The following is a 17,439-nucleotide window of genomic DNA, read 5'->3' on the forward strand; positions in this document are numbered from 1 at the left end:
CGGTGTTGATCACTGGTGGTACCGGTGGTCTGGGAGGGAGTCTGGCTCGGCATGTGGTGGCCGAGCGTGGGGTGCGGCATCTGGTGCTGACCAGCAGAAGAGGGCTGGAGGCTCCGGGGGCGGTGGAGTTGCAGGCGGAGTTGATCGCGCATGGGGTCGAGGTCACGGTCGCGGCCTGTGACATGGCCGACCGCGACCAGGTGGTGGCCCTGCTGGCGCAGGTGGACGACGAGCACCCGCTGACCGCGGTGATCCACACTGCCGGTGTGCTGGCCGACGGCACGATCCCGTCGCTCACGCCTGAGCGGCTGGAGACGGTCCTGCGGCCGAAGGTCGACGCCGTCTGGCATCTGCACGAACTCACCCGGGATCTGGATCTGGCGGCGTTCATCATCTACTCGTCCCTGTCGGGCGTGATGGGCTCCGCAGGGCAGGGCAACTACGCGGCCGCGAACACGTTCTTGGACGCCTTGGCGCAGGTGCGCAGGGCCGAAGGGCTGCCCGCGCTCTCGCTGGCCTGGGGGCCCTGGACTCAGGACACCGGATTGACCGGCACGCTGGGCGATATCGATATGCAGCGGATCACCCGTACGGGCATGCCGCCGCTGTCGGTGGAGCAGGGCATGGCGCTGTTCGAGGCCGCTACCGCGCTGAAGCACGCAGTGCTGGTTCCGGTTCGGCTGGATCTTCCTTCGATACGCACCTACGGCGAGGTGCCGGCGTTGTTGCGTGGTCTGGTGCGGGGTGGTCGGCGGTCGGCGGCGTCGGGTTCGGTGGTGGCCGCGACGTTGTTGCAGCGGTTGGCTCCGTTGGGGGCGGCCGAGCGGGCCGAGGTGCTGGTGGACCTGGTGCGTGTCGAGGCGGCGATGGTGCTGGGTCATGCCTCGTCCGACATGGTGGAGGTGCGTCGGGAGTTTCGTGAGCTGGGCTTCGACTCCCTCACCGCGGTCGAGTTGCGTAACCGGCTGAACGCGGCGACGGGGCTGCGGTTGCCGTCCACGCTGGTGTTCGACTACCCGACACCGACCGTACTGGCGGACTTCCTGCTGGCCGAACTGTTCGGTGAGGACGCCGATGTGCGGGTTCCCGCGATGCCGGTGCCGGTGACGAACGATCCGGTCGTGATTGTGGGCATGGCGTGCCGTTTCCCGGGTGAGGTCGCCTCTCCGGAGGATCTGTGGCGGCTGGTGGCCGAGGGCGGGGACGGGATCTCCGAGTTCCCGACCACGCGTGGCTGGGATCTGGGGGCCTCGTACAGTTCGGACTACGTGCGCGAGGGTGGTTTCCTGGAGAGTGCCACGCAGTTCGATCCGGGGTTCTTCGGGATCTCGCCGCGTGAGGCGCTGGCGATGGACCCGCAGCAGCGCCTGCTGCTGGAGACGTCGTGGGAGGCGATCGAGCGGACGGGTGTGGACCCGATCTCGTTGCGCGGCAGCCGCACCGGCGTGTTCGCCGGGGTGATGTATCACGACTACGGGATGAGCGCCGCACTCCCGCCGGAGGCGATGGGCTTCATCAGCACCGGTACGGCGGGCAGCGTCGCGACCGGTCGGATTTCGTACGCGCTGGGCCTGGAGGGTCCTGCGGTGACGGTGGACACGGCGTGTTCGTCGTCGCTGGTGGCGATGCACATGGCGGCGCAGGCACTGCGCTCGGGTGACTGCGACCTGGCACTGGCCGGTGGTGTGACGGTGATGGCCACCCCGGCGGTGTTCATCGGCTTCAGTGTGCAGGGTGGGCTGGCGGGAGATGGGCGGTGCAAGTCCTTCGCCGACGCGGCGGACGGCACCAACTACTCCGAGGGTGTGGGCATGCTGGTGCTGGAGCGGTTGTCGGACGCCCGCCGCAACGGCCACCAGGTGCTGGCGGTGGTGCGCGGTTCTGCGGTGAACCAGGACGGTGCGTCGAACGGGTTGACGGCGCCGAACGGTCCCTCCCAGCAGCGGGTGATCCGTCAGGCGCTGGCCGGGGCCGGGCTCTCGGTGTCCGAGGTGGACGCGGTCGAGGCGCACGGTACGGGGACGACGCTGGGTGACCCGATCGAGGCGCAGGCGCTGCTGGCGACCTATGGCCAGGATCGGGACGAGGACCGTCCGCTGCTGCTGGGGTCGATCAAGTCGAACTTCGGTCACACGCAGGCGGCGGCCGGTGTGGCGGGTGTGATCAAGATGGTGATGGCTCTGCGGCACGGTGTGCTGCCTCGGACGTTGCACGTGGATGAGCCGTCGTCGCACGTGGACTGGGCCTCGGGTGCGGTGGAGCTGCTGACCGAGCAGGTCGAGTGGCCTCAGACGGGTCGTCCGCGTCGGGCGGGTGTGTCGTCGTTCGGGATCAGCGGCACCAACGCGCACGTGATCTTGGAGCAGGGGCCGGAGGTTCCTGAGCGGGAGTCGCGTGACCAGGGTCAGGCGCCGGGTGCGGTGCCGTGGGTGGTGTCGGCGAAGACCGAGGAGGCACTGCGGGCACAGGCCGGGCGATTGCTGACGCACGTGCGGGCAGCCGACGAGCTTGACCCGGTGGATGTGGGGTCGTCGCTGGTGGTGTCGCGGTCGGTGTTCGAGCACCGTGCGGTGGTGGTCGGCGGGGATCGTGGGGGTTTGCTGGCGGGGTTGGGTGCGGTGGCTTCGGGTGAGCCCACGGCGGGTGTGGTGTCCGGGGTGGCCGATGTGGTGGGCAAGTCGGTGTGGGTGTTCCCGGGTCAGGGGGCGCAGTGGGTGGGGATGGGTGCGGCTCTGTTGGAGGAGTCGGGGGTGTTCGCGGCGCGGATGGCCGAATGTGCGGCGGCGTTGGAGCCGTTCGTGGACTGGTCGTTGCTGGATGTGGTCCGGGGTGTGGAGGGTGCTCCGTCGCTGGATCGGGTGGATGTGGTTCAGCCGGTCTCGTTCGCGGTGATGGTGTCGTTGGCGGCGGTGTGGGAGTCGCTGGGTGTTCGTGCGGACGCGGTGGTGGGGCATTCGCAGGGGGAGATCGCGGCGGCGGTGGTGGCCGGTGGCCTGTCGTTGCAGGACGGCGCCCGGGTGGTGGCGTTGCGCAGCCGCCTGATCGGTGAGCGGCTTGCTGGACATGGAGCGATGGCGTCGGTGGCGCTGCCGGTGGAGCAGGTCACCGAGCGGGTGGCGGCGTGGGACGGGCGGATCTCGGTGGCGGCGGTCAATGGTCCGAGCTCGGTGGTGGTGGCCGGTGAGGTCGCGGCGGTCGAGGAGCTGGTGGAGCGGTTGTCGGCTGAGAATGTTCGGGTGCGGCGGATCGCGGTGGATTACGCCTCGCATTCGGCGCAGGTGGATCTGATCGCCGAAGAGCTGGCAGCGGTGCTGGCGGAGGTGGCGCCGCAGCCGGTGCGGGTGCCGATGCTCTCGACCGTGACCGGTCAGTGGCTGGAAGGGCCGGAGCTGGCAGCCGGGTATTGGTGTGAGAACCTGCGGCGCACGGTGGCTTTCGCTCCGGTGATCGGAGAGTTGCTGGAGCAGCGGTATCGGGTGTTCGTCGAGGTGAGTCCGCATCCGGTGCTGACGGTCGGCATCGGTGAGTGCGTGGACGCGGCCGAGGTGGAGGCCGTGATCGCCGGGACGCTGCGCCGCGATGAGGGCGGCCTGGAGCGGGTGCTGACGTCGGCGGCGGAGCTGTTCGTCCGTGGCGTGACGGTCGACTGGCAGCAGGTGCTGACCGGTGGCCGCAGGGTGGATCTGCCCACCTATGCCTTCCAGCACCAGCGGTTCTGGCCGAACGCCAAGCAAAGCGGTGACGCTCGCGTTCTGGGCCTGGCCGCGACGGATCACCCGTTGCTGGGTGCGGTGATGCCTCGGGCCGACTCCGATGGAGTGGTGCTGACCGGCCGGTTGTCGGTGAGTGCGCAGCAGTGGCTGGCCGACTACGTGGTGGCGGGCTCGGTGGTGGTACCGGCGTCGGCGTTCGTGGAGCTGGCGGTGCGTGCCGGTGACCAGGTCGGCTGCGAGGTGGTCGAGGAGCTGACCCTGGATGCTCCGCTGGTGCTGGGCGAGGACGACGCGGTGGCGGTGCAGGTGTGGGTGGGAGCTGCGGAGACGTCGGGCAGCCGGTCGGTGAGTGTGTACGCCCGTTCGGCGGACGCGGCCGAGGAGGTGCCGTGGGTACGGCACGCCACCGGCACGCTCGCCACGGATGCTTCGCCTGCCGAGCCGTTCGACATGGCGGTGTGGCCGCCGGCCGACGCGGCCGCGATCGAGCTGGCGGGGCTGTATGAAGAGCTGGCGGGGGAGGGCTTGGGCTATGGGCCGGTGTTCCAGGGACTGCGGGCGGCCTGGCGACGCGATGACGAGCTGTTCGCCGAGGTGAGGTTGCCCGAGCAGGCCGGTGACGCGGGTTCGTTCGGGGTGCATCCGGCGCTGCTGGACGCGGCGTTGCACATTGTGCCGTTCGCCGGGTTGGATGATGTCGCGGGTGGCCGCCTGCCGTTGTCATGGGGTGGGGTGTGCCTGCATGCGGCCGGGGCGTCGGTGCTGCGGGTGCGGCTGGCCAGGACGGGCGGCGGTGCGTTGTCGCTGAGCGCGGTGGATGCGACGGGTGCGCCGGTGGTGTCGGCGAGGTCGGTGGCACTCCGGCCGATCTCCACCGAGCACGTGGCCGGCTCCGACCCTCGCGGGGCCAGGCAGGACGCGTTGTTCCGGGTGGAGTGGCCTGCTGCGAGTGGCCTGTCGCAGGCCGACGAGGTGCCGGTGTCGATACCGGTGGCGGTGCTCGGCTTGGACGTGCTGGGTCTTGCCCCCGCGTTGCGGGCGGTCGGGGACATGGTGCCGGTGCATGCGGATCTGCCCGCGCTGGCCGGGGCGGGCCCGGTGCCGGGTGTGGTGCTGATGGAGGTGGCCTCCGACCCGGCGGTCGGGGTGGTGGAGTCTGCGCATGCACTGACCGCCCATGTGCTGGACCTGCTGCAGCGGTGGCTGGCCGAGGAGCGGTACGCCGACTCGCGCCTGGTGTTCGTCACCAGGGGCGCGGTCGCGACCGACGATGGCGAAGTGGTGGCCGATCTCCCGGCCGCTGGGGTGTGGGGCCTGGTCCGCAGTGCTCAGTCGGAGAACCCGGGCCGGTTCGCGCTGGTCGACGTGGATGATCAGGAGTCCTCGCTGTCGGTCCTGCTCGACGCACTGGTTGGGGTGCTGGCCTCGGGTGAGCCGCAGGCGGCGGTGCGCGGGGGTGAGGTGCGGGTTCCGCGGATGGCGCGGGTGGTGTCCGGCTCTGACGTCGGCGACGAGGCGGGCCGGGTCTGGAATCCGGAGGGGACGGTGTTGATCACCGGTGGTACCGGTGGTCTGGGAGCTTTGTTCGCGCGGCACGTGGTGGCCGAGCGGGGAGTGCGGCACCTGCTGCTGACCAGCCGTCGAGGGGTGGACGCTCCGGGAGCACTGGAGTTGCGGGCGGAGTTGATCGCGCATGGGGTCGAGGTCACGATCGCGGCGTGCGACATGGCGGATCGGGATCAGGTCGCGGGTCTGCTGGCCGGGATCGACGCCGAGCACCCGCTGACCGCGGTGATTCACACCGCGGGTGTGCTGGCCGACGGCACGATTCCGTCGCTGACGGCGGAAGGGCTGGATGCGGTGCTGCGTCCCAAGGTCGACGCCGCCTGGCATCTGCACGAGCTCACCCAGGACCTGGATCTGGCCGGATTCGTGGTGTTCTCCTCGTTCGCCGGGGTGATGGGCAATGCCGGGCAGGGCAACTACGCGGCGGCGAACGCGTTCCTCGACACGCTGGCCCGGCAGCGCCGGGCCGGGGGACTGCCGGGACTGTCGCTGGCGTGGGGCCTGTGGGAGCAGGAGACCGGGATGACCGGCACGCTGGGCGCGGTCGATCTGCGCAGGATGGCGCGGGCGGGGATGCCGGCGCTCTCGGCCGAGCAGGGGCTCGCGGCGTTCGAGGCGGCCACCGCGTCGGGTCGGGCGGCGGTGGTGGCGGCGCGGCTGGATCTCTCGGTGCTGCGCACGTTCCCCGAGGTGCCGCATCTGATGCGTGGCCTGGTTCGTGCGGGCCGTCGGTCGGCGGTTTCCGCCCTCGCGGGTGGGGATTCGGAGCTGGTGCGGCGGTTGGCGGGGTTGGGGGAGGCCGAGCAGGTTCGGCTGGTGGTGGAGATGGTGCGGGCGCAGGCGGCGGCGGTGCTGGGGCACGAGTCGGCGGAGACCGTCCAGGCGCGGCGGGAGTTCCGTGAGCTGGGCTTCGACTCCCTCACCGCGGTGGAGTTGCGTAACCGGCTCAATGCCGTCACCGGCCTGCGGCTGCCCGCCACCCTCATCTTCGACTGCCCCACCCCCGTGAGCCTCGCCGAACACCTTTTGGCGGAAATCGCGCCCGGAACGAACACCTCGGTGGAGCTGTCGTTGCTGGCCGATCTCGACCGGTTCGAGACCGCTCTTTCCGGCTACGCGCTCGACGATCTCGCCCGGAACGGTATCTCGACCCGGTTGCGGCACCTGCTGGCGAGGGTGAGCGAGAGCGGCACGGAAACTAGTGAAATCGCTGTCGCCGGCATGCTCGAATCGGCGAGTACCGAGGAAATCCTCAGCTTCATCGACAACGAACTGGGCCGCTCGAAAGATCTGTGATTCGAGCCCGCGTCTGAACAATGTGAAGGGCCACTCTCATGTCCGAAGACCGGAAGCTCGTCGAGTACTTGAAATGGGTCACCGCCGATTTGCACGAGACCCGTCGGCGGCTCGAAGAGGTGGAGTCGGGCAGGCAGGAACCGATCGCGATCGTGTCGATGGCGTGCCGTTACCCGGGTGGGGTCGACTCTCCCGAGGATCTGTGGCGGTTGCTGGTCGAGGGCGAGGACGCGATCGCGCCGGTCCCGACCGATCGGGGCTGGGACCTGGAGTCGATGTCGGCGGTGGGTATCGGATCCGAGGGTGGGTTCCTGGGGGATGTGGCGGGGTTCGACGCGGGGTTCTTCGGGATCTCGCCGCGTGAGGCGCTCGCGATGGATCCGCAGCAGCGGTTGCTGCTGGAGACGACGTGGGAGGCGGTCGAGCGGGCCGGGATCGACCCGGCCTCGCTGAAGGGCAGTTCCACCGGGGTGTTCGTGGGCACCAACGGTCAGGACTACATGAGCCTGATCATGAGTTCTCCGGCGGACGCGCAGGGCAACGGCGTCACCGGTGTGGCGGCCAGCGTGCTGTCGGGCCGCCTGTCGTACACGCTGGGCCTGGAGGGGCCCGCGGTGTCGGTGGACACGGCGTGTTCGTCGTCGCTGGTGACATTGCACCTCGCGGCGCAGGCGCTGCGGCAGGGGGAGTGCTCGCTCGCGCTGGCCGGCGGTATCACGGTGATGACGTCGCCGATGGTGCTGGTCGGCTTCGGCATGCAGGGCAGCGGGGTGGCGCCCGATGGCCGGTGCAAGGCGTTCTCCGACAGCGCGGACGGCACCAGCTGGTCCGAGGGTGTGGGCATGCTGGTGCTGGAGCGGTTGTCGGACGCGCGCCGCAACGGCCACCAGGTGCTCGCGGTGATGCGTGGCTCCGCGGTGAACCAGGACGGCGCGTCCAACGGCCTGACCGCGCCGAACGGCCCCTCGCAGCGACGGGTGATCCGCCAGGCGCTGATCAGCGCCGGTCTGTCGGCGTCCGAGGTGGACGCGGTGGAGGCGCACGGCACCGGCACGGTCCTGGGTGACCCGATCGAGGCGCAGGCGCTGCTCGCGACGTACGGCCAGGACCGGGACGAGGACAGGCCGCTGCTGATAGGTGCGATCAAGTCGAACCTCGGTCACGCGCAGGCGGCGTCGGGTGTGGTCGGCGTGATCAAGATGGTGCTCGCGATGCGGCACGGTGTGCTTCCCAAGACGCTCCATGTCGATACTCCCTCCTCGCACGTGGACTGGTCGGCGGGTGCGGTGAAGCTGCTGACCGAGGCGGCCGAGTGGCCGAATACGGGTCGTCCGCGTCGGTCGGGTGTGTCGTCGTTCGGGATCAGCGGCACCAACGCGCACGTGATCCTCGAACAGGGGCCGGAGGTACCGGAGTCCGGAGAGGTTTCGCAGGGCGAGGCGCCCGCGGGTGTGGTGCCGGTGCCGGTGTCGGCGAAGACGGGTCAGGCGTTGCGGGTGCAGGCCGGGCAACTGCTGTCCCTCCTGGAGGGTGAGCCCGGTCTCGGGTTGGCCGATGTGGCGTTCTCGCTGGCGACGACGCGGTCGGCGTTCGAGCATCGGGCGGTGGTGCTGGCCGATGGTCGTGAGGGTGTGCTGGCCGGGCTGGGGGCGTTGGCCGAGGATCGGCCGGGTGCGGGTGTGGTGCGCGGGGTGGCCGCGGGTGAGCCGCAGCTGGCGGTGCTGTTCACCGGTCAGGGGTCGCAGCGGGCCGGGATGGGCCGGGAGCTGTATGGGCGGTTCCCGGTGTTCGCCGAGGCGCTGGACGCGGTGATCGCCGAGTTCGAGCCGCTGCTTGAGGGGTCGTTGCGCGAGGTGCTGTTCGCCGAGCCGGGGTCGGCGGCGGAGGCGCTGGATCAAACGGGCTGGGCGCAGCCGGCGTTGTTCGCGGTGGAGACGGCGCTGTTCCGGCTGGTGTCCTCGTGGGGAATCCGGCCGGATGTGCTGGCGGGCCACTCGGTCGGGGAGATCACCGCGGCGCACGTGGCCGGGGTGCTGTCCTTGAAGGACGCGTGCGCGCTGGTGGCGGGCCGGGCGCGGTTGATGCAGGCGCTTCCCGCCGGTGGGGCGATGGTGGCGGTGCAGTCTTCCGAGGAGCAGGTCGCCGAGCTGCTCGCCGGACGCGAGAAGGAGGTCTCGGTCGCGGCGGTGAACGGCCCGGCCTCGGTGGTGATCTCCGGGGCTGAGCAGCCGGTCCTCGACATCGCCGCAGCCCTGGAGGAACGAGGGGCACGGACGAAGCGGTTGCGGGTGTCGCACGCGTTCCATTCGCCGCTGATGGACCCGATGCTGGAGGACTTCCGCGCTCTGGCGAGCGGGCTCACCTACGGGGCGCCGAGGACCCCGATCGTGTCCACGCTGACCGGACAGGCGGCCACGGCCGAGCAGTTGTGCTCACCGGAGTACTGGGTGGAGCAGGTGCGTGGTGCGGTGCGCTTCGCCGACGCTGTTCGTGCCCTGCGTGCGCAGGGCGTGCGGGCGTATCTGGAGCTCGGCCCCGACGGGGCGCTGACCGCGATGGCCCAGGACGTCATCGCGACCGAACCGGAGACGCAGGCGCATGAGTTGCCCACGGTGCTGGTGCCGGTGCTGCGCAAGGGCCGCGATGAGCACGCGGCGTCCATGGCGGCGCTGGCCGAGCTGCATGTGCACGGGGTGCCGGTGGAGTGGCGTTCGGTGCTGCCGGGTGGTCGCCGGGTCGATCTGCCGACCTATCCCTTCGAGCACCAGCGGTTCTGGCCCGACAACCTCGGTTCCGACATCGGGAACGTGGCGGCGGCGGGTCTGGCCGCGACGGATCACCCGTTGCTGGGCGCGGCGATGCCGCTGGCCAACTCCGACGGGGTGGTGTTGACGGGTCGGTTGTCGGTGAGCACGCATCCGTGGCTGGCCGACCACGTGGTGGCGGGCTCGGTGGTGGTACCGGCGTCGGCGTTCGTGGAGCTGGCCGTGCGTGCCGGTGACCAGGTCGGCTGCGACCTGCTGGAGGAGCTGACCCTGGACGCGCCATTGGTGCTGGGCGAGCGGGACGCGGTCACGGTGCAGGTGTGGGTGGAGGCCAAGGAGGAGTCGGGTCGCCGGAGTGTGAGCGTGTACGCCCGTTCGGCGGGGGCGGCCGAGGAGGTGGCGTGGACGCGGTACGCCACCGGCACGCTCGCGACCGGAGTGGCGGAGGTCGTGCCGTTCGAGGCGGCGGAGTGGCCGCCCGCGGGGGCGTCCGCGATCGAGCTGGAGGGACTGTACGAGGAACTGGCCGAGGACGGCTTCGCCTACGGTCCGGCGTTCCAGGGGTTGCGCGAGCTTTGGCGCGGTGCCGACGGTGAGGTGTTCGCCGAGGTCGCCCTGCCCGAGCAGGTGGCCCCGAGCGCGGGTTCGTTCGGGATGCACCCGGCGCTGCTGGACGCGGCGCTGCACGCGGTGGCCTTCGCCGATCTGGACGGTTCCGAGGGCGGCGCGCTGCCGTCTTCGTGGGAGCAGGTGTGCCTGCACGCGGCTGGGGCGTCGGTGTTGCGGGTGCGGTTGGTCAGGACGGGGCCGGACGCGGTGTCGTTGAGCGCGGTGGATGCCGCCGGTGGGCCGGTGGTGTCGGCGCGCAACGTGGTGTTGCGGCCGGTCGCGCTTGAGCAACTGAAGGTCTCCGATGGTGCCGGGGCGGGCTGGGAGTCGTTGTTCGGGGTGGAGTGGACGCCGGTGGCCGCTGTGCCGCAGGCGGAGCAGGCGTCGATGCCGGTGGCGGTGCTCGGCGTGGACGCGCTGGGCGTGGCGGCGGCGTTGCGCGGTGCCGGGGACGCGGTGCCGGTGCATGCGGATCTGTCCGCGCTGGCCGAGGCGGGGCCGGTCCCGGCCGTGGTGATGGTGGAGGCGCTCTCGGATCCGGCGGTCGGGACGGTGGAGTCGGCGCATGCGCTGACGACTCACGTGCTGCACCTGTTGCAGCAGTGGCTGGCCGATGACCGGTTCGCCGATTCGCGCCTGGTGTTCCTCACCCGGGGCGCGGTCGCGACCGACGATGAGGTGGTGACCGATCTTCCGGCTGCTGGGACGTGGGGTCTGGTCCGCAGCGCGCAGTCCGAGGAACCGGGCCGGTTCGCGCTGGTCGACGTCGATGACCGGGAATCCTCGCTGTCCGGACTGCCGGCGGTGCTGGCCGAGGCGTTTTCCTCGGGTGAATCGCAGGCGGTGGTGCGCGACGGCGAGGTGTGGGCACCGCGCCTGGCGCGGGTGGTGCCCGGCTCTGACACGGAGGGAACGGCGAGCCGGGTCTGGGACCCGGAGGGGACGGTGTTGATCACCGGCGGTACCGGTGGTCTGGGTGCGTTGTTCGCGTGGCATGCGGTGGCCGAGCGTGGGGTGCGGCGTCTGCTGCTGACCAGCCGCCGGGGCCTGGACGCTCCGGGTGCGGCGGAGTTGCGGGCCGGGCTGATCGCGCACGGCGTCGAGGTCACGGTCGCCGCCTGCGACATGGCCGATCGCGACCAGGTGGCGGCGCTGCTGGCCGGGATCGATGCCGCGCATCCGCTGACCGCGGTGATCCACACCGCGGGTGTGCTGGCCGACGGCACGATTCCGTCGCTGACGGCGGAGGGCCTGAGCGCGGTGCTGCGGCCGAAGGTCGACGCGGCCTGGCACCTGCACGAACTCACGCGGAACACGGACCTCGCGGCGTTCGTCATGTTCTCCTCCTTCGCCGGTGTCATGGGAGCGCCTGGTCAGGGCAACTACGCGGCGGGCAACGTGTTCCTGGACGCGCTGGCTCAGGTGCGCCGGGCCGAAGGACTGGCGGGGTTGTCGCTGGCGTGGGGGGCGTGGGCTCAGGACGCGGGAATGACCGGCACGTTGAGCGCGGTCGAGATGCGGCGGATCAACCGGCCGGGGATGCCTGCGTTGTCGGCCGAGCAGGGCCTCACGGCGTTCGAGGCCGCCACCGCGTCGGGCCGGGCGACGGTGGCGCCGGTGCGGCTGGAGCTGTCGGTGCTGCGGGCGGTGGGCGAGGTGCCGCATCTGATGCGGGGCCTGGTCCGCGCTGGGCGTCGCTCGGCGGTCTCGGCTGTGGCGGGCGGGGAAGCGGAGCTGGTGAAGCGGCTCGCCGGCCTGGAGCACACCGAGCAGGTCCGGCTCATGATGGACCTGGTCCGGACGCAGGCGGCGGTGGTGCTGGGACACGAGTCGCTGGACGCCATCCAGCCCGGACGAGAGTTCCGTGAGCTGGGCTTCGACTCCCTCACCACCATGGAACTGCGCAACCGGCTCAACGTGGCCACCGGACTGCGGCTGACCGCGACCCTCATCTTCGACTACCCGACCCCGGCCAGCCTCGCCGAATACCTCCTGGAGGAGATCGCGCCCGGAGCGAACGCCGCGGTGGAGCTGTCGTTGCTGGCCGACCTCGACCGGTTCGAGACCTCTCTTTCCGGTCTTCCCGGCAACGCGCTCGACGATCGCACCCGGAACGGCATCTCGACCCGGCTGCGGCACCTGCTGGCGAGGGTGAGCGAGAGCGGCACGGAGAACGGCGAAGTCGCCGTCGCCGACATGCTCGAATCGGCGAGTACCGAGGAAATCCTCAGCTTCATCGACAACGAACTGGGGCGCTCGAAAGATCTGTGATTCGAGCCCTTGTCTGAACACTGTGAAGGGCCACTCTCATGTCCGAAGACCGGAAGCTCGTCGAGTACCTGAAGTGGGTCACCGCCGATTTGCACGAGACCCGCCGGCGGCTCGAAGAGGTGGAGTCGGGCAGGCACGAGCCGATAGCGGTCGTGTCGATGGCGTGCCGCTTTCCAGGTGGAGTCGCCTCTCCTGAGGATCTGTGGCGGCTGCTGTCCGAGGGACAGGACGCGATCTCCACACACCCGGTCGATCGGGGCTGGGATGTGGAGACGATATCGATGCTGGGCGCGGAGTGTCAGGGCGGGTTCCTGTCGGATGTGACGGAGTTCGATCCTGGATTCTTCAGGATCACGCCGCGTGAGGCGCTCGCGATGGATCCGCAGCAGCGGTTGCTGCTGGAGACGACGTGGGAGGCGGTCGAGCGGGCCGGGATCGACCCGGTCTCGCTCAAGGGCAGCTCCACCGGCGTCTTCGTGGGCACCAACGGCCAGGACTACGGGAACCTGTGCCTGGAAGCCGGGGAAGAGGTGCGGAACTACGTCCTCACCGGTACGGCGGCCAGTGTGCTGTCGGGCCGTCTGTCCTACGTCCTGGGCCTGGAGGGCCCGACGATGACGATCGACACCGCGTGCTCGTCGTCCCTGGTCGCCATACACCTGGCGGCGCAGGCGTTGCGCTCGGGCGAGTGCGGCCTGGCGCTGGCGGGCGGTGTCAAGGTGATAGCCACCCCGCTCGGGTTCCTTGGCTTCGGCGTGGACGGCGGAATGGCGCCCGACGGGCGGTGCAAGGCGTTCTCCGACAGCGCGGACGGCACCGGCTGGTCCGAGGGTGTCGGTGTGCTGGTGCTGGAGCGGTTGTCGGACGCCCGCCGCAACGGTCATCAGGTGCTCGCGGTGGTGCGCGGGTCGGCGATCAACCAGGACGGCGCCTCCAACGGTCTGACCGCGCCGAACGGCCCTTCGCAGCAGCGGGTGATCCGCCAGGCACTGGCGGGTGCCGGGCTGACCGCCGCAGAGGTGGACGCGGTGGAGGCGCACGGGACCGGTACCAGGCTGGGCGACCCGATCGAGGCGCAGGCGCTGCTCGCCACCTACGGCCAGAACCGTGAAGCCGGTCGGCCGTTGCTGCTGGGATCGATCAAGTCGAACATCGGTCACACGCAGGGCGCGGCGGGCGTGGCCGGTGTGATCAAGATGGTGCTCGCGATGCGGCACGGGGTGCTGCCCAGGACGCTGCACGTGGACGCGCCGTCCTCGCACGTGGACTGGTCGACGGGCGCGGTGAGGCTGCTGACCGAGCAGGTCGAGTGGCCGAAGACGGGTCGTCCGCGCCGGGCGGGCGTGTCGTCGTTCGGGATCAGCGGCACCAACGTTCACCTGATCATCGAGCAGGAGCCGGAGGTGCCGCAGACGGAGCCGGGGGTGCGGGACCGGACGCCGACGGGTGTGGTGCCCTGGGTGGTGTCGGCCAGAAGTGCCGAGGCGCTGCGTGAGCAGGCGCGACGACTGGCGGCGCAGGTGAGTGCGCACCGCGAGCTGGACCAGGTGGACATGGGGTTCTCGCTGGTGGCGACGCGGTCGGCGTTCGAGCATCGGGCGGTGGTGGTGGCCGCCGATCGTGAGGGGGCGCTGGCCGGACTGGGTGCGGTGGCCGAGGATCTGCCGGGCGCCGGTGTGGTGCGCGGGGTGGCGGGGGTGGAGCCGAGGCTGGCGGTGTTGTTCACCGGTCAGGGGAGTCAGCGGGCGGGGATGGGCCGGGAGCTGTACGACCGTTTCCCGGTGTTCGCGACCGCGTTGGACGAGGTGTTCGCCGAGCTGGAGCCGCTGCTGGAGAGGTTCGACCGGGAGCAGGCTGGGCTGGCGGGGCACCACCGGGACTGTTCGTTGCGTGAGGTGCTGTTCGCCGAGCCGGGGTCGGCCGAGGCGGAGTCGCTGGATCGGACGGGGTGGGCGCAGCCCGCGTTGTTCGCGGTGGAGACGGCGCTGTTCCGGCTGGTGGAGTCCTGGGGGTTGCGGCCGGGTGTGCTGGCGGGGCATTCGATCGGGGAGATCGCGGCGGCGCATGCGGCCGGGGTGTTGTCGCTGGCCGACGCGTGTGCGCTGGTGGCGGGCCGGGCGCGGTTGATGCAGGCGCTTCCCGCCGGTGGGGCGATGGTGTCGGTGCGGACCTCCGAGGAGCAGGTCGCCGCTCTGCTGGCCGGGCGGGAGAAGGAGATGTCGATCGCGGCGGTGAACGGTCCCGCCTCGGTGGTGATCTCCGGTGTGGAGGAGCCGGTTCTCGGGATCGCCGCGGTGCTGGAGGAGCGGGGGGTGCGCACGAAGCGGTTGCGGGTGTCGCACGCGTTCCATTCACCGTTGCTGGATCCGATGCTGGAGGACTTCCGTGCCCTGGCCCGCACGCTGACCTACGGCGCGCCGCGCATCCCGGTCGTCTCGAACGTGACCGGCGAGGTGGCCACGGCCGAGCAGCTCTGCTCGCCCGACTACTGGGTCGACCAGGTCCGCGGCGCGGTCCGTTTCGCCGACGGTGTGCGAACCCTGCACCACCAGGGTGTGCGGGCGTATCTGGAACTGGGCCCCGACGGGGTGCTGGCCTCGATGGCCGGTGAGACCCTCGCCGCGCTCGCCGGCTCGTCCGCCGACCGGCATCGGCCGGACGCGGTGCTGGTGCCGGTGCTGCGTAAGGACCGGGACGAGCATACGGCGGCCACGGTCGCGCTGGCCGAGCTGTACGTGCGCGGGGTTCCCGTCGACTGGCGGCGGGTGCTGCCACCTGGCGGGCGCCGGATCGACCTGCCCACCTATGCCTTCCAGCGACGGCGTTACTGGCTCGGCGGAACCGGTTCGCCGACCGGGAACCCGGCGGAGACCGGGCTGGCCGCGGTGATGGGGCCGGTCGATTCCGAGTCGACACCCGAGGCGGACACCGCTCGGGAGCGGTTGCGGGGGCTTGGGGAAGCGCGGCAGCACGAGGTGCTGCGGGAACTGGTGGAGCGCCACGCGGCAGCCGTTCTCGGCCACGGCGACTCCTCGGCCGTCGATCTCGAACGTGATTTCTTCGAGCTGGGTTTCGACTCGTTCAGCGCGACCGAACTGCGTAACTCCCTGGTCAGGGCGATCGGCTGGGAATTCCCTTTGATGGCGGTGTTCGAGAACAAGAACTCCGCCGGTCTCGCCCACTGGCTGCGGCATGAGCTCTTCAACCGGCCGAACGACGGCGCGGCGGCCGCCACCTCGACGGCGGGCCAGCTGAACGACACCGTGGCGGAGTTGTTCCGTGGTGCTTTCCGTTCCGGGAAGACACAGGAGGCGTTCGGACTGCTGTATGCCGTGGCGAGGGCCCGGCCCATGTACGACGCACCTGTCGACCCGAAGGAGACACCCCGGCCGGTGACGCTGGCCGGTGGTTCGGCGCCGCCTCGTTTGATCTGCGTGAGTTCGTCCACGGTGACCGGTGGCGTTCACCAGTACGCGCGGTTCGCCGCGCACTTCCGCGGGGAAAGGCACGTCTCGGCGCTTCCCCTGCTCGGCTACGCCCTCGGTGAGGGTCTTCCCGCCACGATCGACGTCGCCCTCGGGAGTATCGCGGAAGGCGTCGCGCAGGCCAGTGAGGGGGAACCGTTCGTGCTCGTCGGTCATTCGGCCGGCGGCATCCTCGCCTACGGCGCGGCCGGTGTGCTGGAGAAGTCGGGGATCTCCCCGGAGGCGGTGGTGATGATGGACTCCTTCCACCCCCGCGCGGGCGGCGATTCGCAGACGCTGTCCGAGCAGGTGCTGCAGTACATCATGCGGATGGAGACGGTTTTCGGTGAGTTCAACACCGCGCGACTGTCCGCGATGGGGCACTGGTCCGCCATGACGCACGGTATCGAACTGGCCGAGGTGGGGGCGCCCGTGCTGTTCGTGCAGTGCACGGAGCCGTTCTCCGAGGTCGAACCCGAATCGGATTACTGGCGGGCGACGCCGTTCGACCCGTCGCACACCGTACGGACGATCGAGGCGAACCACTTTTCGATGCTCGCCGAGAAGGCGGAGGACACGGCCCGCCTGGTCGACGACTGGCTCCGACGGGCAGGTTGAGAGATGTCCGGTGCAGAACAGACGGATCGGGGGCCGGTGGAAGGCGCGGTAGGTCTCGAACTGTCCACGTTGCGGCTTGAGCAGTCGGGCCGGGTGCTGACGGCGCGGGTGGACGCCCCGCCGTTCAACTACATGACCTTGGCGATGCAACGGGACTTCATCCGGCTCGTCGAGGCGGTGGAGCAGGACGCCTCGGTCGGCGCGGTCGTCGTCACCGGCGCGCGCCCCGGCCGGTTCATCACCCACTTCGACATCGCCGACCTCTCTTCGCAGGCGGACGGCACGCCGGAGATCTCCCGCGCGGTCGCTCAGAACCTGTACCGGACTGTGCGGACCATGACAGGCCGGGCGGGCGAACGTCTGATCGCCCGTTCCTCGCTCAAAGGACTGCTCGCGGTGACCCGGTTCCATGACATGGCGCTGCGGCTGATGCACTCCCCGGCGGTGTGGATCGCCGCGGTGAACGGGCCGTGCGGCGGCGGTGGCCTGGAGATGTCGGTCTTCTTCGACATGCGGGTGTCCGCCGACCGTGATGCCGGTTTCAGCCTGCCCGAACTGTCGCTGGGGCTGAACACCTCCCTGGGCGGGCAGCGGCTCGTCCAGCTCGTCGGGCCGTCCCGGGCCCTGGAGATGATGCTCGAAGCGCGTTCCTACACGCCGCAGGAGGCTCTGCAGCTGGGCCTGGTGAACCGGGTGGTGCCGGCCGAGGACCTGCTGGACACGGTGCGGCGGATGGCGGAACGCTATGCCAGGCGACCGCGGAAGGCCGTGGCCCTGCAGAAGCGGATCTTCAATGACGCCCCTTCGCTCTCGGCCAGGGCCAGCCTCAACCAGGAGGCCGTCGCCGCGCTGATGAGCATGTCGTCACCGGTCACCCAGGCCGCCATGCGGCGGTGGGTGCGGATGCAGGAGGGCACCGACGGCGACTCGGTGTTCCTGACCCGGCCGGAACCCTGGACCGAGGGCACCGCGCTCGACATGAACGTTCCCGCGCACGGACCGACACCGTCATGACCGGTGCTCTCCCCGTCGCGACGGGGAGAGCACCGGCCGGCGGATCTCGCGGCCGAAGGTTCGAGCGCCCCACCGGAGCGGCCTCGCGGCTGTCGCCCACGAATGCCGCACCGGCTTCCTGAA

Annotated in this window: 4 protein-coding genes; all 4 read left to right on the forward strand. The window is 70.6% G+C overall.

All coding sequences use genetic code 11. From position 1 onward, the window contains the following. Nucleotides 1-2 precede the first annotated feature (2 nt). From AB0B90_RS38290 to AB0B90_RS38305, 4 genes are read left to right on the forward strand one after another with little or no spacing between them, the layout of a single operon-like run. Nucleotides 3-6,575: an SDR family NAD(P)-dependent oxidoreductase gene (locus AB0B90_RS38290; RefSeq protein WP_362926788.1), complete on the forward strand. Its 6,573-nt coding sequence runs from the start codon at nucleotides 3-5 to the stop codon at nucleotides 6,573-6,575. A 38-nt stretch (nucleotides 6,576-6,613) separates the two neighbouring features. Beyond that, nucleotides 6,614-12,220, forward strand: a complete 5,607-nt coding sequence (locus AB0B90_RS38295; RefSeq protein WP_362926790.1) for an SDR family NAD(P)-dependent oxidoreductase — start codon at nucleotides 6,614-6,616, stop codon at nucleotides 12,218-12,220. A gap of 38 nt (nucleotides 12,221-12,258) precedes the next feature. Continuing rightward, nucleotides 12,259-16,302 carry a beta-ketoacyl synthase N-terminal-like domain-containing protein gene (locus tag AB0B90_RS38300; RefSeq protein ID WP_362926792.1) on the forward strand — a complete coding sequence of 1,348 codons (4,044 nt, stop codon included), beginning with the start codon at nucleotides 12,259-12,261 and terminating at the stop codon, nucleotides 16,300-16,302. Nucleotides 16,303-16,305: 3 nt separating this feature from the next. Further along, a complete protein-coding gene (locus AB0B90_RS38305; protein ID WP_350949962.1) occupies nucleotides 16,306-17,316 on the forward strand; it encodes an enoyl-CoA hydratase/isomerase family protein in 1,011 nt (336 codons plus the stop codon). Nucleotides 17,317-17,439 lie beyond the last annotated feature (123 nt).

It is taken from the genome of Streptosporangium sp. NPDC049078 (assembly GCF_040648855.1).
Taxonomy (GTDB): Bacteria; Actinomycetota; Actinomycetes; order Streptosporangiales; family Streptosporangiaceae; genus Streptosporangium.